The following is a 25,620-nucleotide window of genomic DNA, read 5'->3' as shown; positions in this document are numbered from 1 at the left end:
ACTGCAAAAATAATACATGAATACAGCCTTTTTAACCCCTGTTGAAGAACATGCCATTGCACATTTGGTGCTTCATTCGCCATCATGTATTGGTAGAAAAATTCAAATTCATACTCAAAGAGAAGGTTTTCCTGATTTGGATAATGTGAAAATTGCCATTTTTGGTGTTCAAGAAGATCGTAATTCAGAAAATAATTTTGGATGTGGTGATAATTTGCATTTCATCCGAAGAAAATTTTACGAACTTTTTCCTGGAGATTGGCACACTGAAATTGCAGATTTAGGAAATGTTTTAAAAGGAAATGAAGTAAATGACACCTATTTTGCTGTGGCTGAAATCATCAATTATTTGTTGAAAAAAAATATTATTCCAGTAATTTTAGGAGGAGGTCAAGATATTACGTACGTAAATTATCGCGCATATGATACGTTAGAGCAAACTGTAAATATTACAGCTGTTGACAGTCGTTTTGATTTGGGAAGTTTTGAAGAAGGATTGACTTCACAATCGTATTTGAGTAAAATCATCATGCAAGAGCCTAATAATTTATTCAATTATACGAATGTAGGATATCAAACGTATTTCAATCCGCAAGATGAAATTGATTTATTAGAGAGTCTTTATTTTGATACTTTTAGATTAGGAAAAGCCAAAGAATTAGAAAATATTGAGCCTGCTTTTCGCGATGCAGATATTGTTTCTATTGATATTGGTGCAGTAAAACAAAGTGATGCGCCAGCCAATAATAATGCTTCGCCAAATGGATTTTATGGAGATGAAATTTGTGCAATTGCAAGATATGCTGGTTTGAGTGATAAAGTTTCTTCCTTCGGAATTTATGAATACAATTCAAAATACGATCAAAATCATCAAACAGCCAGTTTGATAGCGCAAATGATGTGGTATTTTATTGAAGGTGTGAATTATAGAGTGAAAGATTATCCGTTCTCAAACAAAGAAAATTATCAGAAATTTACAGTTTTATTAGAAGATGATGATCCATTGGTTTTTTACAAAAGTCACAAAACTGGCAGATGGTGGATAGAAGTTCAAATTTTATCAGATAATAAATTTAAAAGGCATGCGTTAATACCATGTACATATCAAGATTATCAGCAAGCAACAGCGCATAAAATTCCTGAAAGATGGTATAAAGCAATGAAAAAATTGATGTAATCAAAAAAATATTAAAAATTGAAAGTTAAAAACATTCGTAAGATTGTATTTTAGCAAAAAAAATAATAGGTTTACGAACTTTTAGTAAAGACAAATTTTTTATGAAGAAAGCAGCAGTATTTGCACTTTTAATAACCTTTTTTTATAGTTGCGGTTCCAAAGATAGAGGAGAATTAGTAGGAGTAAAAGCCAAGAAAAAGTGGTTTTCTGAAAAACCTTTTGGTATGGCGCTAATTCCAGGAGGTTCATTTACCATGGGAAAACAAGATCAAGACATGATTGGTACTTTAAATGCACCAACAAAAACGGTGACTGTAAGACCTTATTACATGGATGAAACTGAAATCACAAACAATGAATACAAAGAATTTGTATATTGGGTAAGAGATTCAATTGTAAGAACTCGTTTGGCATATCAAGCAGAATTTGCAGCATTAGGAAATACAAATCCTGATCCGAATGGAAGAAATCGTGCTGCAGGAATTCAGCAATACGCTTTTAAAACAGCAGACACAACCAATTTATCTCCGTATCAAAAATACATGTTTGAAAACTATTATCAGTTTGATACCATTCAACCTTTGAATTGGGAAACAGAATTGGTTTGGAAAAAAGATGAATATCCTGATGCAGATTATGTAGAAGTGATGGATTCTTTATACATCAAAAAAGAAGATGCTGTTGATGGAGTAAGAACTTTCAATACCAAGTTTTTAAATTATAAATATTCTTGGTTTGATAGAGATAATGCCGCAAGAAAAGGTGGGGACAGAAAAAAATTCGTTCAAACGGAAGTGTTGAATATTTATCCAGATACCACAGTTTGGGTAAAAGATTTCAATTATTCGTACAACGATCCAATGCATCAAGATTATTTTTATCATCAATCTTATGGAGAATATCCTGTTGTTGGGGTAACTTGGAATCAAGCAAATGCTTTTTGTAATTGGAGAACCAAAAAGAAAAATAGTTTTTTAAGAACTCAAAAAAATGTAACGCTTGTTCCAGATTTTAGATTACCAACAGAGGCTGAATGGGAATATGCTGCAAGAGGTGGTTTGGAATTTGCAACCTATCCTTGGGGAACAGGAAGCACTACAAGTGACAGAGGTTGCTTCTTAGCAAACTTTAAACCAGTTAGAGGAAATTATGCAGTAGATGGTGCATTGTACACCATGGAAGCAAAATCGTTCAATGCAAATGATTATGGTTTGTATAATATGGCAGGAAACGTTTCTGAATGGACAAATACTGCATATAATTTGTCTTCTTATTATATGGCATCAACAATGAATCCTAATGTAGAAGATCGAAAAAATAGAAGAAAAATAATCAGGGGTGGTTCATGGAAAGATGTAGCTTATTATCTAGAAGTTGCATCAAGAGATTTCGAGTATGCAGATACTGCAAGGAGTTACATTGGTTTTAGAACCGTTCAAAATTATTTAGGCACAGAAAAAAAATAATAAAAATTAAAATTACATAATAACATTAAAAATGGCACAGTCAAGATCTTACAAAAAAACAATGAATTTCATATACGGAATGGGAGCTGCAGTAGTAATCATTGGGGCGTTATTCAAAATTCAACATATTACTTTAGGTCCAATTACAGGTGGTTTAATGCTTACAATTGGTCTATTAGTAGAAGCAGGAGTTTTCGCGGTTTCTGCTTTTGATACTCCAGAAGAAGATTTTGATTGGACAAAAGTATATCCTGAATTAGGACAAGAAGGATTGGTTGCAGATGAAAAAGTTGGGGCTGAAGGAATGCTTTCTCAAAAATTAGACAACTTGTTGCAAGAAGCAAAAATCGATGCTGCGTTAATGGCAAGTTTAGGTTCAAGTATGAAAAATTTTCAAAATGCTGCTGAAGGATTATCTGCAGCTTCAGAAAGTGTAGCTTCAACAAACAAATACAATGAGCAAGTTTCTTTGGCAGCTGTTCAAATGGAAACATTAAATAATTTGTACAAATCTCAAGTTGAAAATTCTAGTAAACAAGCAGAATTAAATGCTGAGGTTGTTGAAAATACACAAAAATTAAAAGAGCAAATGGAATCCTTAGCTAAAAACTTATCATCATTAAATGGAGTTTATGGAGGAATGCTTTCTGCAATGACTGTTAAATAATTAGTGAAAATAATCACGTAAACTTTACAAAAAAAACTAGTTAAAAATGGCAGCAGGAAAAATGTCGGCAAGACAAAAGATGATTAACCTAATGTACCTCGTTTTCATTGCAATGTTAGCAATGAACATGAGTAAAGAGGTGTTGTCAGCTTTTGGTTTTATGAATGAAAAACTTACAGAAAACAATCTTTCCACAACGTTAAAAAATAATAGTGCTTACGAAAATTTAGCAACCAAAGCTTCTGAACAAGCAGCTAAATTTGGAGTTTTATACGAACAAGCAAAAGAAGTTAAAAAATATTCATCGGATTTTTATACCTATTTAGATAGTTTAAAAACGAAGATGACTGCAAGCATTGAAGATAAAACAGATTACGAATCTATGGATAAAACTGACTTTTTAGATGCTTATTTCTTTAAAGGTGATGGTTTTACAAAAGAGGGAAAAGAGTTTCTAAATCAAATCAATAGCTACAGAACAAATTTGATAAAAATTGTTGGTGAAAAAAGTCAGTTTGCGTCTGTAATCAATAAACGATTCAATACAGATGATGTTCCTGTTCCTGATACCAACAAAAAAACAGCTTGGTTAAAAGCACGTTACGAAGGTTTTCCAATGGTAGCTTCGTTAACAAATTTTACACAAATGCAAGCGGATATTAAAAATACTGAAAGTGATATTGTAACAAGTTTATTAGGTGGAAAATTAGAAGAATCCTTATCTCTTAGCAATTATACAGGAATCGTAAGTTTAGACAAAACTGCCTATTTTGCTGGTGAAAAAGTTACTGGAAAAGTAGTTTTAGGACGTTATGACGCTACATTAGTACCAAACAAAGTAATTTTAAATGGCGCTGATGTTACCAATACAGTTAAAGACGGACAAGTACTTTTAAACATGCCTGCAGGAAACGTAGGTGAAAAAACCATCAAAGGAACTATTTTCTTTATGGAAAATGGACAACCAATTCCTGTGGATTTTGCAAGTGCTTATTCTGTAATTCCAGAGCCAAGCAGTGCTGTTGTTTCAGCGGATAAAATGAATGTGGTTTATAGAGGTTTAGACAATCCGATTTCGGTTTCTTTGCCAGGTGTTGGTGCAAACAATATCAATGTTTCTGCTTCAGGTGGTGCTTTATCAGGAAGCAATGGAAAATTTAGCTTAAAACCAGGAGGTGGCAATGAAGCAGTAGTTACTGTAAGTGCAAAATTAAGCAGTGGAAAAACGGTTACTTCAAAAGCTGTTTTTAGAATCAAAGATATTCCACCTGCAATGGGTTCTGTTCGTGAACAATATGGTATTGTTTCCATGCCAAAATCAGGATTGGCAAATGCTCCAATCGCGGCTGGATTGCCAGATTTTGAATTCGATTTACAAATTGCAGTACAAAGTTTTAAGATAAAAGTTCCAGGACAATTAACAATTATTGTAAATGGTTCAACCTTAAATGCAGCTGCAAAAGCAGCTTTATCAAAAGCGCAAAGAGGTGACATTATTAATATTTACGACATCCAGGCAACTGCAAATGGTGTACCTATCAAAAAAGTATTGCCTGTAAGTATTGACATTACAAATTAGAAAAAACAAACACTATGTTTCAAAAGATTTATATCGTATTTTTCATAAGTATTTTCAGCTCAGCTGTTTATGCACAAACCAACTTGTTAAACGCAAAAACCGTTGAACAAATTGGTAAAAAAAATGAAAAACAATTGATGGCTGATAATGATGGTCCAATTCCTTATGGTTATGTAGATGACAGAGACATCATGTGGTCGAAAGTAGTTTGGGAATTTGTTGATTTGAATCAAAAAATTAATTTGCCTTACTATTTTCCTATTGATACTACCAATATTTCTTCTGACAGAAGATCATTATTTGATACCTTAATTCGTGGCATCAAACAAGGAAAAATCAAAGAAGCATATTCAGATTCATTTTTTAATTCAAAAATTACACAAAATGAAATTGAATCAAGATTGGTAAATATTCGTGAAGAAAACGGTTATAAAGATACTTTCAGAATCCAAACGCAAGATGTACAAGGTTATATGTTGAAAGGAATGTGGTATTTTGACAAACGTCAAGGAGAATTAAAATATCGTTTATTGGCTCTAGCGCCAATGGGTAGAGACGTGCAAACATTGGGTGTAAAAGAAATTGAAGATGAAAATCTATACGAATTATTTTGGATATTTTTCCCATCAGCAAGAGAGGTTTTACACGATACCAAAGTATTTAATCCAGACAATGCTGTCAATGCAATTTCTTTTGATCACTTGTTAAACGCACGAAGATTCAGCTCTGTAATTGTCCGTGAAGAAAATATTTACGGTAACAGAGCTATTGCAGATTATGTTCGCGGAAACTCATTATTCCAGTTATTAGAAGCTGATAAAATCAAAGAAGACATCAGAAACAAAGAAATAGATATGTGGAATTATTAAAACTCCAATTTCAATAAAACTACAAAACGTTTGCGAAAGCAAGCGTTTTTTTATTGAAAGCTATTTCCTGCTTTTCGCTTCAATCAGGGCTAAGCCAATTTACAAACTCAGTTTAATTTTCTAGAAATTAGCGTACAACTTGCGTATTTTTGTCCTGTGAAAATAGATTATATAATTGTAGGTTTAGGATTAGCAGGTCTTGCTTTTGCAGAAGAATTATTGCATGCCAATAAATCATTTCTCGTTTTCGAAGACGATTCTCAAACGTCATCTTTGGTTGCAGGTGGTGTGTACAATCCTGTAATTTTAAAACGGTTTACGCCAGTTTGGAATGCCAAAGAACAATTGGAAATTGCCTTACCTTTTTATGAAAAGTTAGAGCGAAAATTCAATCAAAAGTTCGATGAAAAGTTTCAAACAAAAAAAGCATTCAAATCAATTGAAGAACAAAATAATTGGTTTGCAGCACTAGATAAACCAAATTTAACGGATTATTTAGATTCAATAATTGACACCAACAAATATCAAGGTGTAATAGGTGATTTGGGTTTTGGAAACGTCAAAGAAACAGGCAGAATTGATACACTTACATTAGTGGAATCATACCGAAACTATCTTCAAAAAGAACATAAAATACGATTCGAAAAATTTGATTATTCTCAAATAGTTTTTCAAGAATCTACAATAAGTTATAAAGAACTCACAGCAGATAAAATTGTTTTTTGTGAAGGATTTGGAATGAAACAAAATCCGTTTTTCAATCAGTTGCCTTTAAATGAAGCAAAAGGTGAATTATTAATTATTCACGCTCCAGATTTGCAAATTGATTTTTTATTGAAGTCAACTTTATTTGTGTTGCCTTTAGGAAATGACTTGTACAAAGTAGGCGCAACTTTCAATTGGAAAGACAAAACTTCAACACCAAGTGAAGAAGGAAAAAATGAATTGATTGAAAAATTACAAAAAGTACTAGATATTCCATACGAAATCATAGATCAAACTGCCGGAATTAGACCAACTGTAAAAGACAGAAGACCTTTGGTTGGTGTACATTCAAAATACAAACAATTGGCACTATTAAATGGTTTAGGAACGCGTGGTGTAATGATTGCACCTACAGTTGCTAAACAATTGTTTCAGCATTTAGAACATCAACAAAAATTAGATGCAGAGATTGATATCAATCGTTTTTCTTCGTAAATCTTTTATCAAAACTTACAAACATATTGATCCAAAGAATTCTGGAAAGTCTCAGATTAAAAGGTGCTAAAACTACCAAAACCAAGAAAATACTTAAAAAAGATTGTAATAAATTCAGTTCAATAAACACTTTCGTAATTACAAAAACAGCCACAGAAATTGCCACTGTAATTCCATAATTTACATACATGGCACCATAAAAAAATGAAGGTTCCATCATGTATTTCAAATTACAATTCGGGCAATGAGAATGTATTTCTGTCACTTTTGAAGGTCGATAATTGAACTTATTTTTATAGAACTCACCTTCATGACATCTAGGGCATTTTGCCTTGAAAATACTATACAATTTGGTGCCTTTTTTAAACATGATACAAATTAAAATTTACATACTTTTGCAAAAGTAAAATTAAAAACTCATACTGAGTAACAATTATCACATTTTATGTTAAACGTACACAATTTAACAGTGACCTTTATGGGAACTGACTTATTTTCAGGCATTACTTTCAAATTAAATAAAGGCGATAGAATTGGTCTTATTGGAAAAAATGGTGCTGGAAAATCCACTCTATTAAAAGTTTTATCAAGAGATATTGAAAGTAGTGGAGGAACTATGGCTTTTGACAAAGATGTGAGAATTGGTTTTTTACGTCAAGATATTGACTTTGTTCAAGGACGAACTATTTTAGAAGAAGCATACCAAGCTTTTGTAGAAATTAAAGAAATTGAAGTTCGCTTAGAGCATATTAACGAACAATTGGTAACAAGAACCGATTATGAAAGTGAAGAATACAGTCAATTAATTCATGATTTGACAGATTTAACAGAGCGTTATGAATTGTTGGGAGGTTACAATTATCAAGGAGATACTGAGAAAATTTTACAAGGTTTAGGATTTCAAAGAGAAGATTTTGATAAATTGACAGATACCTTTTCTGGTGGATGGAGGATGCGAATTGAATTAGCAAAACTACTTCTACAAAACAACGATATTTTATTGCTAGATGAGCCAACAAACCACTTAGATATTGAATCTATCATTTGGTTAGAAAACTTTTTAAAGAGTTATCCAGGTGCAATTGTATTGGTTTCGCATGATAAAATGTTTTTAGACAATGTAACCAATAGAACTATTGAAATTTCGTTAGGTCAAATTTACGATTACAAAAAACCCTATTCTCAGTTTTTAGAATTGCGTGGAGAAATCAAAGAAAAACAGTTACAAGCACAAAAAAATCAAGAAAAAGAAATCAAAGCAAAACAAATGTTGATTGATAAATTCCGTGCAAAAGCCAACAAAGCTTCTATGGCACAATCTCTTATCAAACAATTGGATAAAGTAGAACGCATTGAAGTTGATCAAGATGATAATGCTGTGATGAATGTGCGTTTTGCCATTTCAAAAGAACCAGGAAGAATCATTGTTGAAGCTGAAAATGTTTCTAAATATTATGGAGATAAAAAGATTTTAGAAAACGTCAATTTATTGATTGAACGCAATAGTAAAATCGCTTTTGTAGGTCAAAATGGACAAGGAAAATCTACATTAGCCAAAATGATGGTTGGCGAAATTCCGTTTAAAGGACATTTAAAATTAGGTCACAATGTGCAAGTAGGGTATTTTGCCCAAAATCAATCTGAATATTTACCGCCAGAAAAAACGGTGTTAGAAATCATGGAAGAAGCCGCAACTGATACCAATAGAATGCGCGTTAGAGATATGCTTGGAGCATTTTTATTTGGAGGTGATGCAGTAGATAAAAAAGCCAAAGTGTTGTCAGGTGGAGAACGTAATAGATTGGCTTTGTGTAAGTTATTGTTGCAACCATTCAATGTGTTGATTATGGATGAGCCTACAAATCACTTGGATATTGCCTCTAAAAATGTATTGAAAGAAGCGTTGAAACAATTCAATGGAACATTGATTTTAGTTTCTCACGACCGTGAATTTTTACAAGGATTAACCACAACAGTTTACGGATTTAAAGACCACGTAATCAAAGAATATTTAGGTGATATTGATTATTTCTTAGAACAACATAAAATGGAAAGTTTGCGTGATGCAGAAAAAAGAACCGTAATCAAAGAAGAAAAATCTGTTGAGAAAAAAGAAAATATCCAAGCATCAAAAGAGCAAGATAAAGATTTGAAAAAGCTGAATAACAAGCTTTCTAAAATTGAAGCAGAAATTTCGGCTTTAGAATTAGAATTGGAAAAATTAGATGCTGAATTAGAAAAAAATTATGCAGAGGTTTCTACAAAACCAGAATTCTTTGAGAAGTACAATGCCAAAAAAGCATCTATGGAACAATTAATGCACGAATGGGAACGTATTGAAGCCGAAGTTGAAAGTTTTAGTTAATGGTATTAAAAGCGTAAAGAAACTTTTATTTGGAAACAACTCCTGATTTTTTTAACCAACTAATTTCAACAAGAAACCAATCCATTTTTTTGCCGATATTAGCTGAAAAACAAGTGGAATTGTTTATCAAAAGAGAAGATGAAATTCATCCTTTTGTGTCAGGAAATAAATTTCGAAAACTTAAATACAATCTTCAAGAAGCTAAAAATCAAAGTTATAAAACATTAGTAACTTTTGGTGGCGCGTTTTCTAATCATATTGTGGCTACTGCAGTTGCTGGAAAAATAATGGGTTTTAAAACCATTGGAATTATTAGAGGTGATGAGTTGGCAATGAATTTTCAACAAACAATTCTTGAAAATCCTACTTTACACGAAGCTCACAAAAACGGAATGACTTTCGAATTTGTTTCAAGAGAAATTTATAGGAATAAAACTTCAACTATTTTTTTAGAAGAGTTAAAACAAAAACTTGGTGACTTTTATTTGATTCCTGAAGGTGGAACAAATGAATTGGCAATCAGAGGTTGTGAAGAAATTTTAGTAGCTGAAGATTCAATTTTCGATTATATTTGTTGTGCAGTTGGTACAGGAGGTACAATTTCAGGATTTATAAATGCTTCTGAAAATCATCAAAAAGTAATTGGATTTCCTGCGTTGAAAGAGGATTTTTTATCATCAGAAATTGAAAAGTATGCAAAGAAGTCTAATTGGGAGTTGCAAACCAATTTTCATTTTGGTGGATATGCAAAATATAATCAAACATTGATTCGTTTTATCAATGATTTTAAAAAAGAAACAAATGTGTTGTTAGACCCAATTTATACTGCAAAAATGATTTTTGGTTTGTTGGAAATCATTAAAAATGACGGATTTCAAAAAGAATCAAAAATTTTGGCAATTCATACAGGGGGTTTGCAGGGAATTCAGGGAGTAAATCAAAAATTACAGAAAAATAACGAGGAAATTATACATTGATAATGAGTTTTAAAAATATACTATTTTGCTTTATTTTACTGGTTGCAGCAAGTTGTGCATCCAAAAAAACGTTCGTAAAACCAGGAAAGAAAAAAGTGGTAAAAGTTGTTGAAAAAGAACCTGTTAAATTGCCATCTGTCAACGAAACAAAACATGTTGAAAAACTGAAAGATACTGAAGTAAATCTGAATAAGTTTACATTAGAATATATTGAAAAATTTGCTCCAATTGCGGTTAAAAAAATGCATACTCATAAAATTCCTGCAAGTATTACATTGGCCCAAGGAGTGTTAGAATCTGGAAGTGGAAGAAGTGAATTGGCCTTGAAATCAAACAATCATTTTGGCATCAAATGTCATACAAATTGGACAGGAGAAAGTGTTACGCATGATGATGATGAAAAAGGCGAATGTTTCCGAAAATATGAATATCCAGAGACTTCATATGAAGATCATTCTGCATTTTTAACACAAAGAAAAAGGTATGAATTTTTGTTTTCTTTCGGAACAAAAGACTATAAAAAGTGGGCTAGAGGTTTGAAAGATGCTGGATATGCAACAGATCCAAAATATCCTGAAAAACTCATTAAAATTATTGAAGATTATAAATTACATGAGTTTGATGATGTCAAAGAGAAGGATGTTAAATACGCAAAAGTTGATAAAAAAATCGATGAAAATCCTGAGGAGAAAATAGATAAAAATGTTTTGTACGAAGTGCAAAAAGGAGATACTTTATATTCTATTTCTAAACGATTTATGATTTCTGTTGAAGATTTAAAAGATCGTAATGGGTTGAAAGACAATACGATTTCAATTGGACAAGTATTAAAAATAAAATAAGCTCCAAATTTTGGAGCTTATTTTATTCATTTATTTATTAATTGTTATTTACCAAGAATAATTTTTCAACAAAGCTTGTTTTTTAATTGATTGAATCATCACATTCTCTAAAACATCTTTTTCATTTGTTTCGAGTTGTTTTGTAGCAATAAACTTTTTTCTTTTAGTATCTAATTCTCTAATTTTTGTTTGAATTTCTTTGCGTTCTTTTGTTTTTAACGCAATGAAATTTTTCAATTCACTAGCTGATTTATTTTGAAGTTCTTTTGGCAAGGATTTTTTGTCAATTTTCTCTAAATCAACATTCTTTTTCTCTAAAGCATCTACAAGATCCCACGTTGAGTTTTCATATAAACGTGAGCTTTTACTGATGGCTCTATTGACAATAACCATTTCATTTAGTTCTGCGGCATTTACATCTTGTTTGTATTGTTTTGATTTATTTTCAGAACCCTTTTCTCCATAATAAATATATGTTCCGTTTAATTTTTTATTCAAAATGATAATTTCATCATCATAAGGAGTAATGATTTGAACAATTTTTTTATTGTGATCAATCGTCATATAATCTCCTCCACCCAATGCTGCACCATCTTTCCACATTCCTGAAATGCCATTAGAATAGTCTCCACAAAAAATAGTATTTACTAAAATTCCTTTTTCTTTTGCAGTTGAAATGGCTTCTTTATAACTAACTTTTCCTTGTGTAAATGGCTCATTTCCAGCTATAAAAAGCAGTTTTAAATCATCTTCATTTTTTCCCCAAGCCAATTCTTTTACAGCCATATCAATCACTTGTCCACAATATTCACTTCCGCCATTGGTTTTTAAAGAAAATAATTTTTCTGAAATTTCATCTAAATCACTATTAAAAGGTAAAACCATTCTTATAAATCCTTCTTCAGCAGCCAAACTTGCATTTCCATATTCATAAATTGAAATTTCTAAATCGGGTTTTGTAATGCCATATTTTGCATAAGACAATTCATTTACAATTTGCCAAAGTTGTGCTTTAGCTTGATCAATCAAACCATCCATACTATTGCTAGTATCTAAAAGAATTGCCATTTTAATGGTTTGTTTTTTAACTTTTTTTGAAGAAGTTGGATTCGCAAATCCAATTTGAGTACAAATGAAAAAAAGTGCTGTAGTTTTTAAAATTAGTGATTTCATAAGAATGTTTTTTGAGATGATATTTTTTATAATTTATATTTTTTGAAATATCAATTGTGATGCCAAAAAATATTTTGGGTTAAAATCAGTACAAATTTCTAGAGCGAGTTTGATTGTTTTTTATATCTTTATTGATGAAATATAATCTCAAAAACCATTATAAAATGCCCATTATAAAGCCTGTTAACGGAAAACATCCACAAATTTCTGAAGATTGTTACATTGCAGAAAATGCGACCATTGTTGGTGAAGTTTTTATTGGTAAACAATGCAGTGTTTGGTTCAATGCTGTGATTAGAGGTGATGTGCATTACATAAAAATGGGTGATAAAGTAAACATTCAAGATGGAGCTGTAATCCATGCAACGTACCTAAAATCTCCCACAAATATCGGAAATAATGTATCAATTGGACACAATGCAATTGTGCATGGTTGTACAATTCACGATAATGTTTTGGTTGGTATGGGAGCTATTATTATGGATGATTGTATTGTTGAATCAAATTCAATTATTGCTGCAGGAGCAGTTGTAACCAAAAATACACATGTTGAAAGTGGCAGTATTTATGCAGGCGTTCCTGCTAAAAAAGTGAAAGATATTTCTAAAGAATTAATTTCTGTAGAAATAGACAGAATTGCCAACAATTATGTAAAATATTCCAGTTGGTTTAAAGAATAAAAAAGCTCAACTTTACAAAGAAAGTTGAGCTTTTAAAAACCAATTAACCAAAATTACTATTTTTTACCCTCGTTTTCGTGCATTCTTTTTTTCATGCCTTTTCGAGCTTCCATCATTTTTTTACCTTTCATTTTTCTCATTTTAGCCATTTTTTCAAATTTATCAAATTGCTCTTTTGTTAAAATTTCTTTCATTTTGTTTTTCATTGCAATTTGATTGTCCAATTTTTGATTTTCCATCGCAAAGATTTCTTCATCAGTAGGTCTTTGTTTGTTTTCTCTGGCTTTTTTAATTTTTTCCATGGCAGCTTTTCTTTGAGTAGCTTGTGCCATTAACAAAGGTTTGATTTGATTTTGTTGCTTTTCGTTCAAATCTAACGCTAAGGTCATTCGTTTTACAGTTAATTCTGTATGTTGTTCAACAGTAAACTGAGGTCTGTTTTGTTTGTTTTTTTGTGCTGTTTTTTCTTGAGCATTTGCTGTAAATGTAACTGCAATTGCAAGTAAGATTAATGTTGCTAAATTTTTCATTTTTTAGATTGTTTTATTTTTTATTGTTGCTCCTTTGACATATAATTTTGTAAAAGGTTTAACTTTGCAGTTGATTTTAATTTACAATTAACATCCAACCACTATGAAAAAAATCATTTTTCTTTTTTTATTTTCTACTCAATTTTTTGTTGCTCAAGAAAAAGTCAATGTCGATTTAAGCAATCCTAATGCTACAATTTATACGCATTTGTATTTTTTGCAAGAAGAAACATTTCAACCGATAAAAGCTTCCAAAACTTTTTTTGGATTGAAACAAAAGGATGCGATTGATAAAGCCATCAAACTGAAAAAAATTTTGGATGGAAAGGGTTTATTTATTGATTTCAATAAAATCCCAAATGATCCAAATTATAATGATACCATTGGCTATAGAAGGGTTTATAAATATGTCATTTTTCCTCTAAGAATGCCGCAAATTTCTGTAGAAAAGATAAATGGAAGCTGGTATTATTCTGAAGAAACTGTTGCACAAATAGATACTCTTTACAATCAGGTTTTTCCCTGGTATGTGCATAAATTGCAAGAAATGATTCCTGTTTCTGGTTATAAAAAAGTATTCGGAATTGAACTTTGGCAGTTTGTGGGTATTTTACTTTTACTTGCTTTTACTGTTTTGATGGTAATTATTATCAAAAAAATATCCTTTTGGATTTTGCAAGCTCTTCAAGAAAAAATCACTCATAAAGATTCTAATTCTGAAGCAAAATTAATACTCAAAAAATTAGCACATCCAATTAGTTTGGTAGTTGGAATTAAAATTATTGATGCGGTTTTTCCTTCATTACAGTTCTCTTTAGATGTAAATGCTTGGGTTTTTATGACTTTAAATATTGCAGAAACTATCTTTTGGATTTATGTTTTCTTAAAGTTAGTGAAAGTTGTAATGAAACTTTATGAAGATTTTACAAGTAAAACTGAATCGAAATTAGACGATCAATTGGTACCTATTTTACGTAATTTTTTAACAGTTGTTGTAGTAGTAATTGGTTCTTTTAGAATGTTACACATTTTAGGTGTTGATACAACAACTTTATTAGCAGGTGCAACAATTGGAGGTTTGGCATTTGCATTGGCGTCTCAAGATACTGTTAAAAATTTGATAGGAACTATCATGATTTTTATTGACAAACCGTTTCATATTGGTGATTGGATTGTAACGTCAGAATTAGAGGGTACAGTTGAACAAGTTGGTTTTCGCTCCACAAGAGTACGTGCAGCTGACACTTCAATTTTTCAAATTCCGAATAGTAAATTATCTGAAATTGTAATTAATAACAGAGGAATGTTACTTTTTAGAAGGCATAGAACTGAGCTGGGTTTGCGCTATGATACACCACCAGAATTAATTGATGCTTTTGTAAAGGGAGTTCGTGAACTAATCATGGTTCATCCAGATTCTAGAAAAGATGCTTTTAATGCCGAATTTATTGGATTTGGTGACTCAGCTTTATTGATTTTGGTAAATGTTTATTTTAGAAGTTTAGATTGGAATTTAGAGCAATCTTCAAAACACAAATTACATATTGCAATCGTAAAATTAGCCAAAGAATTGGGTGTAGAATTTGCGTTTCCATCAACAACTGTTACTATCGAAAATTTCCCTGAGAAAAAAGGAATTAATCCAAGGTATGATACTGATAAAGAACGAATTGAGATAGCTATTTCATCAGTGGTCTCTAACTTTGAGGAAGAAAATCCTACAGAGAAAAATGAAATTTAAGATTAATTAATTTTTGAAATTTGTTAAAACTCAAAATTTTATACATCTAATTACGCTTTAGATTGTAACAAAACAAGTTTATATTCGACTTGTTAAAAAAATATTTTATGAAAAAAAGCATTCTATTTGGATTTTTTTTGATGACGTCAATAATTTCAGCGCAAGTTAAAGGAATCATTACTGATACCAATAAACAACCACTTTCTTTTGTAAGTATTTATTTGGATAATACCATTACAGGAACAACGTCTAATGACAATGGTTTTTATATTTTAGATATTAAAAAAACAGGAAAATACACTATTGTTTTTCAGTTTTTGGGTTATAAAACACTTAAAAAAGAAGTTTCAATTACATCTTTTCCATTTCAATTGGATGTTGTTTTATCAGAAGAAAATATTGAGTTAGAAGGAATTTCGATTTCTACAAAAGACAATCCTGCTAACAAAATAATGCGAAATTTAATCGCCAATAAAGACAAAAACACAGATAAATTTGCAACATATACAGCCCAGTTTTATTCTCGTGGTTTGTATAAAATAAAAGATGCTCCAGAGAAATTTTTAGGACAAACTTTGGGCGATTTTGGTGGTGGATTGGATTCAACCAGAAGCGGAATTATTTATCTTTCTGAAACTGTTTCTGAAATAAAATTTCAAAAAAAACCAAAGCGATTTCAAGAAAAAATCATTGCCTCTAAAGTTTCAGGTCGCGATAATGGCGTAAGTTTTAATAGAGCAGAAGATGCCAATATCAATTTTTATGAAAACAGTATTGAGTTTGGAAATGAATTGGTTTCACCAACATCAGTCAACGCTTTTGGATATTATAACTTTAAATTGGTAGGAACTTTTACTGATAAAAACGGCAAACTCATCAATAAAATTAACATTATTCCAAAACGAAAAAATGACAGAGTTTTTGCAGGTTTTTTATACATTGTAGAAGATGATTGGGCAATTTATGGAGCTGATGTTACTGTTACAGGTGCACAAATTAATATTCCTGTGGTAGATTTATTGCACCTTAAACAAGATTATAATTACTCAAAACAGCATGATGCTTGGGTTTTAATTAGTCAAAGTATTGATTTTAAAGTAAATTTCTTCGGATTTAAATTTGATGGACGATTTTCATCTGCTTACAAAGATTATAATTTTAAACCAAATTTTACAGCAGCAACTTTTACAAATGAAGTATTGTCTTTCGAAAAAAATGCTACAGAAAAAGATTCTTTGTACTGGAATTCCTTACGTCCTGTACCTTTAACGATTGAAGAATTGAAAGATTACAAGGTAAAAGATAGCATAAAAATCCTTAGAGAATCAAAACCGTATTTAGATTCTTTGGATCAAAAACGCAATAAATTTAGTTGGAGTTCACCAATTAGTGGTTACACATATAGAAATTCTTTCGAAAATAATTCATTTTCATACAATGGACCTTTGTTGCAAACAGGTTTCAATACAGTACAAGGATTTTATACTTCAGTTGGACTGAGTTATTTTGAACAAATTAATAAAAAAGGAAAATGGTGGAATGCAGGTTTGAATGTTAACTATGGTTTTTCTGATGAAAAAGTGCGTCCAACTTTTTTCTACTCCAAAAAATGGAATAATTTTTCCAGACCAACACTCACTTTTTCCGGAGGTAATACAATTGCTCAATTCAATGAAAGAGAGCCAATTATGAAATTAAATAACACCATTAGTTCTTTGTTGGATCGTAACAATTACATGAAAATATATGAAAAATCATTTGCTAAAGTCAATTATTCTGAAGAAGTTGTCAATGGAATTTATCTCAATACATCCTTAGAATATGCCAATAGAAAACCACTTTTCAATACCACTGATTATTCATTTGCTGCTCAAAATAAAAACGGAGGATATACCTCAAATAACCCCTTGAATCCAACAGATTTTGTCAATTCAGCGTTTGAAGAACATGGTATTGCAACGTTAAAAGTGGGAGCAACATTTGTGTTTGGTCAAAAATATTTGTCATATCCAAATAGTAAATTCAATATTGGAAATGAAAAGTTTCCTACCATAAATCTTACATATACAAAACGCTTTGGAGCAGGCAATGGCGAATTAAATTCTGATGTTTTTATCACCACAATTCGTCAAAATATAAATGCTGGAAATTACGGAGCATTTCAATATAATATTAGAGCAGGAGCATTTTTAAAGCAAAAAAATATTGCATTCATGGATTTTTTACAAGCTAATGGAAACCAATTTTCTTTTCCATTAGACAATCAATTGACAAGCTTTAATTTGTTAGAATACTATAAATTTTATTCAAATAATAGTTACTCAGAAGCACATGTTGAGCATAATTTCAAAGGATTTTTACTTGGAAAAATTCCGTTGATAAACAAACTCAACTTTCATTTAGTTTGCGGAGCAAAAACACTAATGATGGCTGATAAAAAACCATATACTGAATTTTCAGTTGGATTAGATAATATTGGCTTTGGAAAATGGCGATTTTTACGAATTGATTACGCAAAATCCTATTATGGAGGCATTCGTAATGACGGATTTTTATTTCGCTTGAATTTATTGAACCAGTAATTCGTTGTATTTTTGATTTCTATGAAACTAAAAATTCTTTTTTTTGGGATTGTTGCTGAGCTGGTAAAAGCATCAGAAATAGAAATTTCTTTATCTGAAAATGCTACCGTAAAAGACTGCAAAATAGCATTACAAAAAGCATATCCTAACTTACAAAATCTCAATTCGTATGCAATTGCTGTGAATGAAAGCTATGCAACTGATGATTTTATGGTAAAATCAGGTGATGTTTTAGCTTTAATTCCACCTGTAAGTGGAGGTTAATTATTGTAAGTATTTTTTATCTACATAAAAAGTTCCAAATGGAATAATTGAACCTAAAAAGACAATTGTCAAGTCTTTTATTTTCCATTGCATTTCATCTTTGATTAAATAAGCCAAAATCAAATATAGCATAAACAATATTCCATGAGGCATTCCAAAAAGTTTTACAAAACTTGGGTCATTCAAAACATATTTATAGTATAAACCTAAAGACATCAATAGTAAATAGGAAATTCCTTCTAAAAATCCGACAATTCTAAATATTTTTTTCATGATGGCAAGTTCAAGATTTTAAATTCTAGATTCAATATTTTACAAAGTTGCAAAGATCCAAAATCTAACTTTTGAAATCTAACTTTTAATAGCTAAATCTTTGTTATTTTTGTACAATTATGCAACGAACTTCTATAAAAATTTCCACTGAAAAACTCGATTTACAAACGTGCTACGATTTTGTTTTTGATGAATCTTGTGGTGGAATTTCAGCTTTTATAGGCACAGTTCGTAATGATACTTCAGGCAGAAAAGTAACTCAACTCGATTTTTCTACCTACAAACCAATGGCAATCAAAGAAATGCAACTTATTGCTGATGAAGCTTTGGCAACATTTGATATTCATAAAATTGCCATTCATCATGCTGAAGGATTGCTGCAAATTGGTGATGTTCCTGTAATTATTACAGCTTCAGCAAAACACAGAAAAGCTGCATTTTTAGCTTGTGAATTTGCTATTGATTCGCTTAAAAAAACAGTTCCTATTTGGAAAAAAGAGTTCTTTGAAGATGGCGAAGTTTGGGTAAATGCACATCCTTAAAATAGTTTAAAGTTTCAAAGTTTAATTTTCACTAAAAACTAAAAACGAACTTTCTTACTTTGTTGCCACAGGTAAAATTGCAATCCGAATAAAAATGCACCTGCTAATAAATGAATTGCTTGAGTTCCCATAGGGATTTCAGCATAATACATTAAAATTCCAGTGATAGTTTCTAGAAAAATCAAAAATACAATCCAATTAACCAATTTGTAACCCAAATTTTTTACTTGATTCAAATAAAACATTCCAAAATTTACCAACACAATTGCAATGGTAAAAGACCTATGAAAGTAAAATTTAAAACTGGGGTTCATCAAACTATAATTTTTGTTTTCAAAACCATATAGCTTTACTTGTTCATCAATAAATTGACGAACTTGAGTTCCCATGGCAATTTGTATCAATGAAAAAATTACTGAAATAATCAACAATCTGTTGAATAGTTTGTCATATTTATATACCGTATTTTTTTCTGAAATGATGAATTTCAATCGTAATAAAATTCCAATAATGATCAAACCAACAACCATATGAATGGTAATAATTGTAGGAGTTAAATTAGAATCTACGACTGTTTTTCCAAGCCAAGCTTCAAAAAGCATCAAGAAAAAGGCTCCAAAAGAAAGTAATGGAATTGTTTTATTTTCTTTCCAGAATTTAGTGGATGCGTAAATCAAAAATAAAAAGACAAATCCTGCTAAAACCGAAACTAATCTGTTGATATATTCTGTCCATGTATGAAATTTATTGAAAGTTGCATAATCGTGTTTGGTGTATTCGCTCCAATTATTTGGGTTGAATTCAACACCAGTTTTCAAATCATTTTCTGCAACAAATAAGGTTTCATTTTTAATGATTATCATTCCTTTTTTGAACTCAGTATTGGGTTTCCATGTAATTTGTGCTACTTCAGTTGGTGGAATATAATACCCAAAACACTTAGGCCAATCAGGACAACCCATTCCTGAGCCTGTCATTCTAACAACTGCGCCAGCTAAAAAAATAAGATATAAAGAAATGATAGCAATGGTAACAATTTGAGGAAACCTTTTTTTCATTTTGTATAAAGTTTTTGCAAAAATACAACAAAAGAAAAGTCGCTTAAAATATTTTAAGCGACTTGTACTAATGTAAAAAAATTCTAAATAGTTATATAACTTTTACGTTAACCGCGTTTAAACCTTTTCTACCTTCTTTTAATTCAAATTCAACAGTGTCACCTTCTCTAACCTCATCTACTAAGCCAGAAATGTGAACGAAATGTTCTGTTTTTGAACCATCTTCAGTAATGAATCCAAAACCTTTAGATTCGTTGAAGAATTTTACTGTACCGTTTTTCACTTTAAAAAAATAAATGTTAATAATGTATCAAAGATACATTTATATTTTTTGATTTTTACTTATTTTAAAAAATAAATTTCTGATACTCTTTTTATTATAAAAATATAAGTCAATTTTTTTGCAGGATAAGCGCTTATAAAAGAATTTTTTAAGAAAGTCCCTAAAATGAATGGTTTGCAAGGTTTTTATTTTTTAACTTGTTGATATTTAATGAATTGTATTTTTTAGGTTTTTGTCTAAAATTCCTAAAATTACCAAAATTGTTAAAAACTTTAAGCAATTTGTGAATAAGTATCGCTTTCATTTTGCTTTAAAAATTTCAATCTTTGTAAACATCGTTTAAAGCAATTATTTTCGATTTTTTAACCTTCAAAACAATATATAAATGTCTTTTACAGAACCAATTTTAAAACCTAATGACAATCGCTTTGTAATTTTTCCAATTCAGCACAATGATTTATGGGAATGGTACAAAAAACAACAGGCTTGCTTTTGGACTGCCGAAGAAATAGATTTACACTCAGATATCGTTGATTGGACAACCAAGTTAACAGACGATGAGCGTTTTTTTATAAAACATATTTTGGCGTTTTTTGCAGCATCAGATGGAATTGTGAATGAAAATTTAGCTGAAAATTTCGTGAATGAAGTACAATATTCTGAAGCAAAATTTTTCTACGGTTTTCAAATCATGATGGAAAATATTCATTCAGAAACGTATTCTTTATTGATTGATACTTACGTAAAAGATGAAGTTGAAAAAGATCGATTGTTTAGAGCAATTGAAGTCTTTCCAGCTATAAAAAAGAAAGCAGAGTGGGCATTGAAATGGATAGAATCTGATTCTTTTGCAGAACGTCTAATTGCTTTTGCAGCTGTAGAAGGAATCTTTTTTTCAGGTGCCTTTTGTTCTATTTTCTGGTTGAAGAAAAGAGGATTGTTGCCAGGATTAACATTTTCTAACGAGTTGATTTCAAGAGACGAAGGCATGCATTGTGATTTTGCAGTTCACTTACATAACAATCATATTGTTAATAGAGTTCCTCCTGCAAGAATTAAAGAAATTATTGTAGACGCATTAAATATTGAGCGTGAGTTCATTACAGAATCTTTACCTGTAAGTTTGATTGGGATGAATGCCAAATTAATGACTCAATATTTAGAATATGTAACAGATAGATTGTTGCAAGAATTTGGTTGTGAAAAAGAATACGAATCAACCAATCCATTTGATTTTATGGAAATGATTTCACTAGAAGGAAAAACCAATTTCTTCGAAAAAAGAGTTTCTGAATATCAAAAAGCGGGAGTAAAATCAGGAGGAACAGGAAGTATCAGTTTTGATTCTGATTTTTAATCCAGTTTTGCTCAATAAGAAAAAGTGATCCTGTTAACTGAATAATTTCAGTATAAATTTTAAAAACTCCCAAAATTGGGATGTTTTGGTGGCTAAAAAAACAACTAACAAAATTAAACAAGTAAACAATGTTCGTAGTAAAAAGAGATGGTAGAAAAGAACCTGTGATGTTCGATAAGATCACAGCTAGAGTTAAAAAAATGTGTTATGGATTAAACATTATTGTTGATCCAGTAAAAGTTGCAATGCGTGTTATTGAAGGATTATATGATGGTGTAACTACCTCAGAATTAGATAATTTAGCAGCGGAAATTTCGGCAACTATGACCACAGCTCACCCTGATTATGCCAAACTTGCCGCACGAATTGCTGTTTCTAACTTGCACAAAAACACCAAAAAATCATTCTCTGAAACGATGGATGATTTGTATAATTACGTAAATCCGAGAACAGGAAAAAAATCGCCACTGATTGCAGACGATGTGTATGAAGTTATCAAAGAAAATGCTCAAAAATTAGATTCTACCATCATCTATAATAGAGATTTTAGTTACGATTATTTTGGTTTTAAAACTCTTGAACGTTCTTACTTGTTAAAATTAAATGGACATATTGTTGAGCGTCCACAACAAATGTTGATGCGTGTTGCAGTTGGAATCCACAAAAGTGATATTGATGAAGCGATTGCAACTTACGAATTGATGAGTAAAAAATATTTTACACATGCAACACCAACATTGTTCAATGCAGGAACACCAAAACCACAAATGTCATCTTGTTTTTTACTACAAATGCAAGATGATAGTATTGATGGAATTTACGATACGTTAAAACAAACTGCAAAAATTTCACAATCTGCAGGCGGAATTGGTTTGTCTATTCACAATGTAAGAGCCACAGGAAGTTACATTGCAGGCACCAATGGAACATCAAATGGAATTGTACCAATGTTACGTGTTTTCAATGATACTGCACGTTACGTAGATCAAGGAGGAGGAAAACGTAAAGGATCATTTGCAATTTACATTGAAACTTGGCATGCTGATATTTTTGATTTCTTAGATTTAAAGAAAAATCATGGAAAAGAAGAAATGCGTGCAAGAGACTTGTTTTATGCTATGTGGATTTCAGATTTATTCATGGAACGTGTGCAGGAAGATGGAAAATGGACATTAATGTGTCCACACGAATGTCCACATTTGTATGATACTTATGGCGAAGAATTCGAACGTTTGTACACCAGTTATGAAGCCGCTGGAAAAGGAAGAAAAACCATCAAAGCACGTGAATTATGGGAGAAAATCTTAGAATCGCAAATTGAAACAGGAACTCCTTACATGTTATACAAAGACGCTGTAAACAGAAAGTCGAATCAAAAAAACTTGGGAACTATTCGTTCGTCAAATTTGTGTACAGAAATCATGGAATACACTGCTAAAGACGAAGTAGCAGTGTGTAATTTGGCATCTATTGCTTTGCCAATGTTTGTTACAGAAAACGAAAATGGCGAGAAGTTTTTCAATCATAAAAAATTATTTGATGTCACTAAAAAAGTAACTCGTAATTTAGATACAGTGATTGATATGAATTATTATCCTGTACAAGAAGCAGAAAATTCAAACTTTAGACATAGACCAATTGGATTAGGAATTCAAGGTTTGGCAGATACTTTTATCAATTTACGTTTGCCTTTTACATCCGAAGAAGCCAAAAAATTAAACCAAGATATTTTTGAAACTATTTATTTTGCTGCAGTAACTTCTTCTATGGAAATTGCAAAAGCAAAAGGCGCTTATTCAAGTTTTAAAGGTTCACCAATGTCTGAAGGAGAATTCCAATTCAACATGTGGGGTATTAAAGATGAAGAATTGAGTGGCAATTGGGATTGGGCAAAATTGCGCAAACAAGTCATGAAACATGGTGTAAGAAATTCATTGTTAGTAGCGCCAATGCCAACTGCATCTACATCACAAATCCTTGGAAATAATGAGGCATTTGAGCCATATACTTCTAATATTTATACAAGAAGAGTATTGTCTGGAGAATTTATTGTGGTAAACAAACATTTGTTAGAAGATTTAGTGGAGCTAGGTTTGTGGGATAATGATATGAAAGAAGACATCATGCGTGCAAATGGTTCTATCCAACACATCGCAAAAATTCCTGCAAACATCAGAGAATTGTATAAAACAGTTTGGGAAATGAGTATGAAAGACATCATTGATATGGCGCGTCACAGAGGCTATTTCATTGACCAATCACAATCTTTAAACTTGTTTATGAAAGATCCTGATTTTGGAAAATTAACCTCAATGCATTTTTACGGATGGAAATCTGGTTTGAAAACAGGAATGTATTATTTAAGAACAAAATCGGCTGTAAATGCAAAACAATTCACGTTGAATGTAGAAAAGAAAGAAGAAGAAGTTTTGGTTGAAAAACCAATGACACCCGCAGAATTTAGAGCAATGGTGGAAGCTTCTAAAAATGCAGGACCAGATGATTGTGAAATGTGTGGATCTTAAATAATTATCATTCTGAATTCTTTTCAGAATCTATAAAATAAAAAATAAGATATAAAGAGAAGTAGCAATGCTTCTCTTTTTGTATTTTCGAAAACTTAAAATAGTTACTGAACTAAATTCAGCATACCATGAACTGGGAACAACTCCTTTCTTTAAAACGATTTGGCGATACACAAAAACGACCAAGAATAGCTCAAGATGAAACACGTTTGGGTTTTGAAGTAGATTTTGATAGAATTATTTTTTCTGAAGCTTTTAGAAGTTTGCAAGATAAAACTCAGGTAATTCCACTTTCTGAAACGGATTTTGTACACACACGTCTTACGCACAGTTTAGAAGTTTCGGTTGTGGGTAGAACTTTGGGCAGAAGAGTTGGAAAAGTATTGTTAGATCGTCATCCAAATTTGGTTGATTTGGGCTATACTTTCAATGATTTTGGAGCTATAGTTGCAGCAGCTTCAGTGATGCATGATATTGGAAATCCACCTTTTGGACATTCAGGAGAAAAAGCAATTGGAGAGTATTTTAAAACAGGAAATGGTACTAAATTCAAAGATCAATTATCTCCAAAAGAATATCAAGATTTAGTCGATTTTGAAGGAAATGCCAATGGATTTAAAATCTTAACAGAGAACAGAGAAGGCATCTCAGGGGGTTTGCGTTTAAGCTATGCAACTTTGGGTGCGTTTTTAAAATATCCAAAAGAAAGTTTGCCAAAAAAACCTACATCGCACATTGTAGATAAAAAATTCGGATTTTTTCAATCGGAAAAGGAAGCTTTTTTAGATGTTGTTCAAGAGCTTGAAATGAGTCAAAAATCATCAGAAAACATCTCATTTTTTAGACATCCATTAGCGTATTTAGTAGAAGCTGCTGATGATATTTGTTACACAATAATCGATTTTGAAGACGGTATCAATTTAGGTTTGATCGAAGAAGAATTTGCTTTAGAATACTTAATCAAACTAGTAAAAGATACCATTGATATCAAGAAATATCATTCTTTACAGCATAAAAAAGACAGAGTTAGTTATTTACGAGCATTGGCAATTGGAGTATTGATTAATGAAGCTGTTGCTATTTTTTTAGCTAATGAAGCAAAAATTTTATCAGGAGAATTTGAACGTTCTTTATTGGATAAATGCCAATTTGAAGCGCAAATTAATGACATCATCAAAATTAGTGTTTCAAAAATTTATCAAAGTAAAGAGGTTGTTGAAAAAGAAGTTGCAGGTTATCGAATTATTGCAGATATGTTAGATGTTTTTATCACTGCTTTAAATAACGATTATAATGGAACAGCGTCTAATTATGATTCTTTGATTTTGAAGATGTTACCAGAAGAATATAAATCAAATATAGCTACAGAATATCAAAGAATTATGAGTATTTGTAGCTATATTTCTGGAATGTCTGATGGTTTTGCCATCAGAATACATAAAAAATTAACAGGGAATAGTATTTAAATCC

23 protein-coding genes are annotated in these 25,620 nt (G+C 31.0%); 17 read left to right on the top strand and 6 right to left on the bottom strand.

Annotation, left to right across the window (positions count from 1 at the left end):
- Nucleotides 1-16: 16 nt before the first annotated feature.
- From WHA43_RS06580 to WHA43_RS06555, 6 genes are all read left to right on the top strand, one after another.
- Nucleotides 17-1,177, top strand: a complete 1,161-nt coding sequence (locus tag WHA43_RS06580) for a formimidoylglutamase (protein WP_105046299.1) — start codon at nucleotides 17-19, stop codon at nucleotides 1,175-1,177.
- 101 nt (nucleotides 1,178-1,278) lie between these two features.
- Nucleotides 1,279-2,643, top strand: a complete 1,365-nt coding sequence (gldK, locus tag WHA43_RS06575; protein ID WP_105046298.1) for a gliding motility lipoprotein GldK — start codon at nucleotides 1,279-1,281, stop codon at nucleotides 2,641-2,643.
- A 31-nt stretch (nucleotides 2,644-2,674) separates the two neighbouring features.
- The gene (gene gldL / locus WHA43_RS06570) at nucleotides 2,675-3,310 is read left to right on the top strand and encodes a gliding motility protein GldL (RefSeq protein WP_105046297.1); all 636 of its coding nucleotides are present in this window, start codon (nucleotides 2,675-2,677) and stop codon (nucleotides 3,308-3,310) included.
- Between the two features lie 46 nt (nucleotides 3,311-3,356).
- Entirely contained in the window at nucleotides 3,357-4,889 is a 1,533-nt protein-coding gene (gene gldM / locus WHA43_RS06565; protein WP_105046296.1) for a gliding motility protein GldM, read from the top strand.
- Nucleotides 4,890-4,903: 14 nt separating this feature from the next.
- Nucleotides 4,904-5,758, top strand: a complete 855-nt coding sequence (gldN, locus tag WHA43_RS06560; RefSeq protein ID WP_105046295.1) for a gliding motility protein GldN — start codon at nucleotides 4,904-4,906, stop codon at nucleotides 5,756-5,758.
- Nucleotides 5,759-5,914: 156 nt separating this feature from the next.
- Nucleotides 5,915-6,958, top strand: coding sequence for an NAD(P)/FAD-dependent oxidoreductase (locus WHA43_RS06555; RefSeq protein WP_105046294.1), 1,044 nt, complete (start codon nucleotides 5,915-5,917; stop codon nucleotides 6,956-6,958).
- Here WHA43_RS06555 and WHA43_RS06550 read toward each other — a convergent pair.
- Complete coding sequence (locus WHA43_RS06550) at nucleotides 6,939-7,223, bottom strand: DUF983 domain-containing protein (protein WP_317197462.1); 285 nt, start codon at nucleotides 7,221-7,223, stop codon at nucleotides 6,939-6,941. The genes WHA43_RS06555 and WHA43_RS06550 overlap by 20 nt on opposite strands.
- A 180-nt stretch (nucleotides 7,224-7,403) precedes the next feature.
- On the opposite strand from WHA43_RS06550, the gene WHA43_RS06545 reads away from it, so the two are divergent.
- The 3 genes from WHA43_RS06545 to WHA43_RS06535 are packed head-to-tail and all read left to right on the top strand — an operon-like array spanning nucleotide 7,404 to nucleotide 11,142.
- Nucleotides 7,404-9,323: an ABC-F family ATP-binding cassette domain-containing protein gene (locus tag WHA43_RS06545; RefSeq protein WP_105046292.1), complete on the top strand. Its 1,920-nt coding sequence runs from the start codon at nucleotides 7,404-7,406 to the stop codon at nucleotides 9,321-9,323.
- Nucleotides 9,324-9,352: 29 nt separating this feature from the next.
- Nucleotides 9,353-10,300 (top strand): 1-aminocyclopropane-1-carboxylate deaminase/D-cysteine desulfhydrase, encoded by a 948-nt coding sequence (locus tag WHA43_RS06540; protein ID WP_211290318.1) that lies wholly within the window; start codon nucleotides 9,353-9,355, stop codon nucleotides 10,298-10,300.
- A 2-nt stretch (nucleotides 10,301-10,302) separates the two neighbouring features.
- Nucleotides 10,303-11,142 carry a glucosaminidase domain-containing protein gene (locus WHA43_RS06535; RefSeq protein WP_105046291.1) on the top strand — a complete coding sequence of 280 codons (840 nt, stop codon included), beginning with the start codon at nucleotides 10,303-10,305 and terminating at the stop codon, nucleotides 11,140-11,142.
- Between the two features lie 48 nt (nucleotides 11,143-11,190).
- On the opposite strand, the gene WHA43_RS06530 is transcribed toward WHA43_RS06535, so the two are convergent.
- Complete coding sequence (locus WHA43_RS06530) at nucleotides 11,191-12,315, bottom strand: vWA domain-containing protein (protein WP_105046290.1); 1,125 nt, start codon at nucleotides 12,313-12,315, stop codon at nucleotides 11,191-11,193.
- Between the two features lie 164 nt (nucleotides 12,316-12,479).
- Here WHA43_RS06530 and WHA43_RS06525 point away from each other — a divergent pair, with 164 nt between their 5' ends.
- Nucleotides 12,480-12,995: a gamma carbonic anhydrase family protein gene (locus WHA43_RS06525; RefSeq protein ID WP_105047314.1), complete on the top strand. Its 516-nt coding sequence runs from the start codon at nucleotides 12,480-12,482 to the stop codon at nucleotides 12,993-12,995.
- Between the two features lie 56 nt (nucleotides 12,996-13,051).
- Here WHA43_RS06525 and WHA43_RS06520 read toward each other — a convergent pair whose 3' ends face one another.
- Nucleotides 13,052-13,525, bottom strand: coding sequence for a hypothetical protein (locus tag WHA43_RS06520; protein ID WP_105046289.1), 474 nt, complete (start codon nucleotides 13,523-13,525; stop codon nucleotides 13,052-13,054).
- A gap of 103 nt (nucleotides 13,526-13,628) precedes the next feature.
- Between WHA43_RS06520 and WHA43_RS06515 the strand changes: the two genes are divergently transcribed.
- The 3 genes from WHA43_RS06515 to moaD all read left to right on the top strand — a co-directional run bounded on the left by WHA43_RS06515 (nucleotide 13,629) and on the right by moaD (nucleotide 18,112).
- Entirely contained in the window at nucleotides 13,629-15,266 is a 1,638-nt protein-coding gene (locus WHA43_RS06515; RefSeq protein ID WP_105046288.1) for a mechanosensitive ion channel family protein, read from the top strand.
- A 107-nt stretch (nucleotides 15,267-15,373) separates the two neighbouring features.
- Nucleotides 15,374-17,848 carry a DUF5686 and carboxypeptidase regulatory-like domain-containing protein gene (locus WHA43_RS06510; protein WP_105046287.1) on the top strand — a complete coding sequence of 825 codons (2,475 nt, stop codon included), beginning with the start codon at nucleotides 15,374-15,376 and terminating at the stop codon, nucleotides 17,846-17,848.
- Nucleotides 17,849-17,869: 21 nt separating this feature from the next.
- The gene (moaD, locus tag WHA43_RS06505; RefSeq protein ID WP_105046286.1) at nucleotides 17,870-18,112 is read left to right on the top strand and encodes a molybdopterin converting factor subunit 1; all 243 of its coding nucleotides are present in this window, start codon (nucleotides 17,870-17,872) and stop codon (nucleotides 18,110-18,112) included.
- Here the strand turns inward: moaD and WHA43_RS06500 are convergent, their stop codons facing one another.
- Nucleotides 18,113-18,385: a DUF3817 domain-containing protein gene (locus tag WHA43_RS06500; RefSeq protein WP_105046285.1), complete on the bottom strand. Its 273-nt coding sequence runs from the start codon at nucleotides 18,383-18,385 to the stop codon at nucleotides 18,113-18,115. It lies immediately after the preceding gene.
- A 119-nt stretch (nucleotides 18,386-18,504) separates the two neighbouring features.
- Here WHA43_RS06500 and WHA43_RS06495 point away from each other — a divergent pair, with 119 nt between their 5' ends.
- The gene (locus WHA43_RS06495) at nucleotides 18,505-18,927 is read left to right on the top strand and encodes a molybdenum cofactor biosynthesis protein MoaE (protein WP_105046284.1); all 423 of its coding nucleotides are present in this window, start codon (nucleotides 18,505-18,507) and stop codon (nucleotides 18,925-18,927) included.
- A 38-nt stretch (nucleotides 18,928-18,965) separates the two neighbouring features.
- Here WHA43_RS06495 and WHA43_RS06490 read toward each other — a convergent pair whose 3' ends face one another.
- Entirely contained in the window at nucleotides 18,966-19,985 is a 1,020-nt protein-coding gene (locus WHA43_RS06490) for a COX15/CtaA family protein (protein WP_105046283.1), read from the bottom strand.
- A gap of 91 nt (nucleotides 19,986-20,076) precedes the next feature.
- Nucleotides 20,077-20,268 carry a cold-shock protein gene (locus WHA43_RS06485; RefSeq protein WP_105046282.1) on the bottom strand — a complete coding sequence of 64 codons (192 nt, stop codon included), beginning with the start codon at nucleotides 20,266-20,268 and terminating at the stop codon, nucleotides 20,077-20,079.
- 385 nt (nucleotides 20,269-20,653) lie between these two features.
- Between WHA43_RS06485 and WHA43_RS06480 the strand changes: the two genes are divergently transcribed.
- The 3 genes from WHA43_RS06480 (at nucleotide 20,654) to WHA43_RS06470 (ending at nucleotide 25,616) form a co-directional block, all read left to right on the top strand.
- Nucleotides 20,654-21,625: a ribonucleotide-diphosphate reductase subunit beta gene (locus WHA43_RS06480; protein WP_105046281.1), complete on the top strand. Its 972-nt coding sequence runs from the start codon at nucleotides 20,654-20,656 to the stop codon at nucleotides 21,623-21,625.
- 128 nt (nucleotides 21,626-21,753) lie between these two features.
- Nucleotides 21,754-24,150 (top strand): ribonucleoside-diphosphate reductase subunit alpha, encoded by a 2,397-nt coding sequence (locus WHA43_RS06475; protein WP_105046280.1) that lies wholly within the window; start codon nucleotides 21,754-21,756, stop codon nucleotides 24,148-24,150.
- Nucleotides 24,151-24,278: 128 nt separating this feature from the next.
- A complete protein-coding gene (locus WHA43_RS06470; RefSeq protein WP_105046279.1) occupies nucleotides 24,279-25,616 on the top strand; it encodes a deoxyguanosinetriphosphate triphosphohydrolase in 1,338 nt (445 codons plus the stop codon).
- Nucleotides 25,617-25,620: the final 4 nt, after the last annotated feature.

The organism is Polaribacter gangjinensis (assembly GCF_038024125.1).
GTDB lineage: Bacteria > Bacteroidota > Bacteroidia > Flavobacteriales > Flavobacteriaceae > Polaribacter > Polaribacter gangjinensis.
This window is presented reverse-complemented; position numbering and strand designations above follow the sequence as displayed.

Excerpts from the sequence above, each read along its gene's own strand:
- WHA43_RS06470 (WP_105046279.1), top strand. The coding sequence starts at position 24,279 with ATGAACTGGGAACAACTCCTTTCTTTAAAACGATTTGGCGATACACAA.
- WHA43_RS06500 (WP_105046285.1), bottom strand. The coding sequence starts at position 18,385 with ATGAAAAAAATATTTAGAATTGTCGGATTTTTAGAAGGAATTTCCTAT.
- WHA43_RS06480 (WP_105046281.1), top strand. The coding sequence starts at position 20,654 with ATGTCTTTTACAGAACCAATTTTAAAACCTAATGACAATCGCTTTGTA.
- WHA43_RS06580 (WP_105046299.1), top strand. The coding sequence starts at position 17 with ATGAATACAGCCTTTTTAACCCCTGTTGAAGAACATGCCATTGCACAT.
- gldK (WP_105046298.1), top strand. The coding sequence starts at position 1,279 with ATGAAGAAAGCAGCAGTATTTGCACTTTTAATAACCTTTTTTTATAGT.
- WHA43_RS06525 (WP_105047314.1), top strand. The coding sequence starts at position 12,480 with ATGCCCATTATAAAGCCTGTTAACGGAAAACATCCACAAATTTCTGAA.
- WHA43_RS06545 (WP_105046292.1), top strand. The coding sequence starts at position 7,404 with ATGTTAAACGTACACAATTTAACAGTGACCTTTATGGGAACTGACTTA.
- gldL (WP_105046297.1), top strand. The coding sequence starts at position 2,675 with ATGGCACAGTCAAGATCTTACAAAAAAACAATGAATTTCATATACGGA.
- WHA43_RS06475 (WP_105046280.1), top strand. The coding sequence starts at position 21,754 with ATGTTCGTAGTAAAAAGAGATGGTAGAAAAGAACCTGTGATGTTCGAT.
- WHA43_RS06530 (WP_105046290.1), bottom strand. The coding sequence starts at position 12,315 with ATGAAATCACTAATTTTAAAAACTACAGCACTTTTTTTCATTTGTACT.
- WHA43_RS06515 (WP_105046288.1), top strand. The coding sequence starts at position 13,629 with ATGAAAAAAATCATTTTTCTTTTTTTATTTTCTACTCAATTTTTTGTT.
- WHA43_RS06495 (WP_105046284.1), top strand. The coding sequence starts at position 18,505 with ATGCAACGAACTTCTATAAAAATTTCCACTGAAAAACTCGATTTACAA.
- moaD (WP_105046286.1), top strand. The coding sequence starts at position 17,870 with ATGAAACTAAAAATTCTTTTTTTTGGGATTGTTGCTGAGCTGGTAAAA.
- WHA43_RS06520 (WP_105046289.1), bottom strand. The coding sequence starts at position 13,525 with ATGAAAAATTTAGCAACATTAATCTTACTTGCAATTGCAGTTACATTT.
- WHA43_RS06535 (WP_105046291.1), top strand. The coding sequence starts at position 10,303 with ATGAGTTTTAAAAATATACTATTTTGCTTTATTTTACTGGTTGCAGCA.
- WHA43_RS06510 (WP_105046287.1), top strand. The coding sequence starts at position 15,374 with ATGAAAAAAAGCATTCTATTTGGATTTTTTTTGATGACGTCAATAATT.
- gldM (WP_105046296.1), top strand. The coding sequence starts at position 3,357 with ATGGCAGCAGGAAAAATGTCGGCAAGACAAAAGATGATTAACCTAATG.
- gldN (WP_105046295.1), top strand. The coding sequence starts at position 4,904 with ATGTTTCAAAAGATTTATATCGTATTTTTCATAAGTATTTTCAGCTCA.
- WHA43_RS06490 (WP_105046283.1), bottom strand. The coding sequence starts at position 19,985 with ATGAAAAAAAGGTTTCCTCAAATTGTTACCATTGCTATCATTTCTTTA.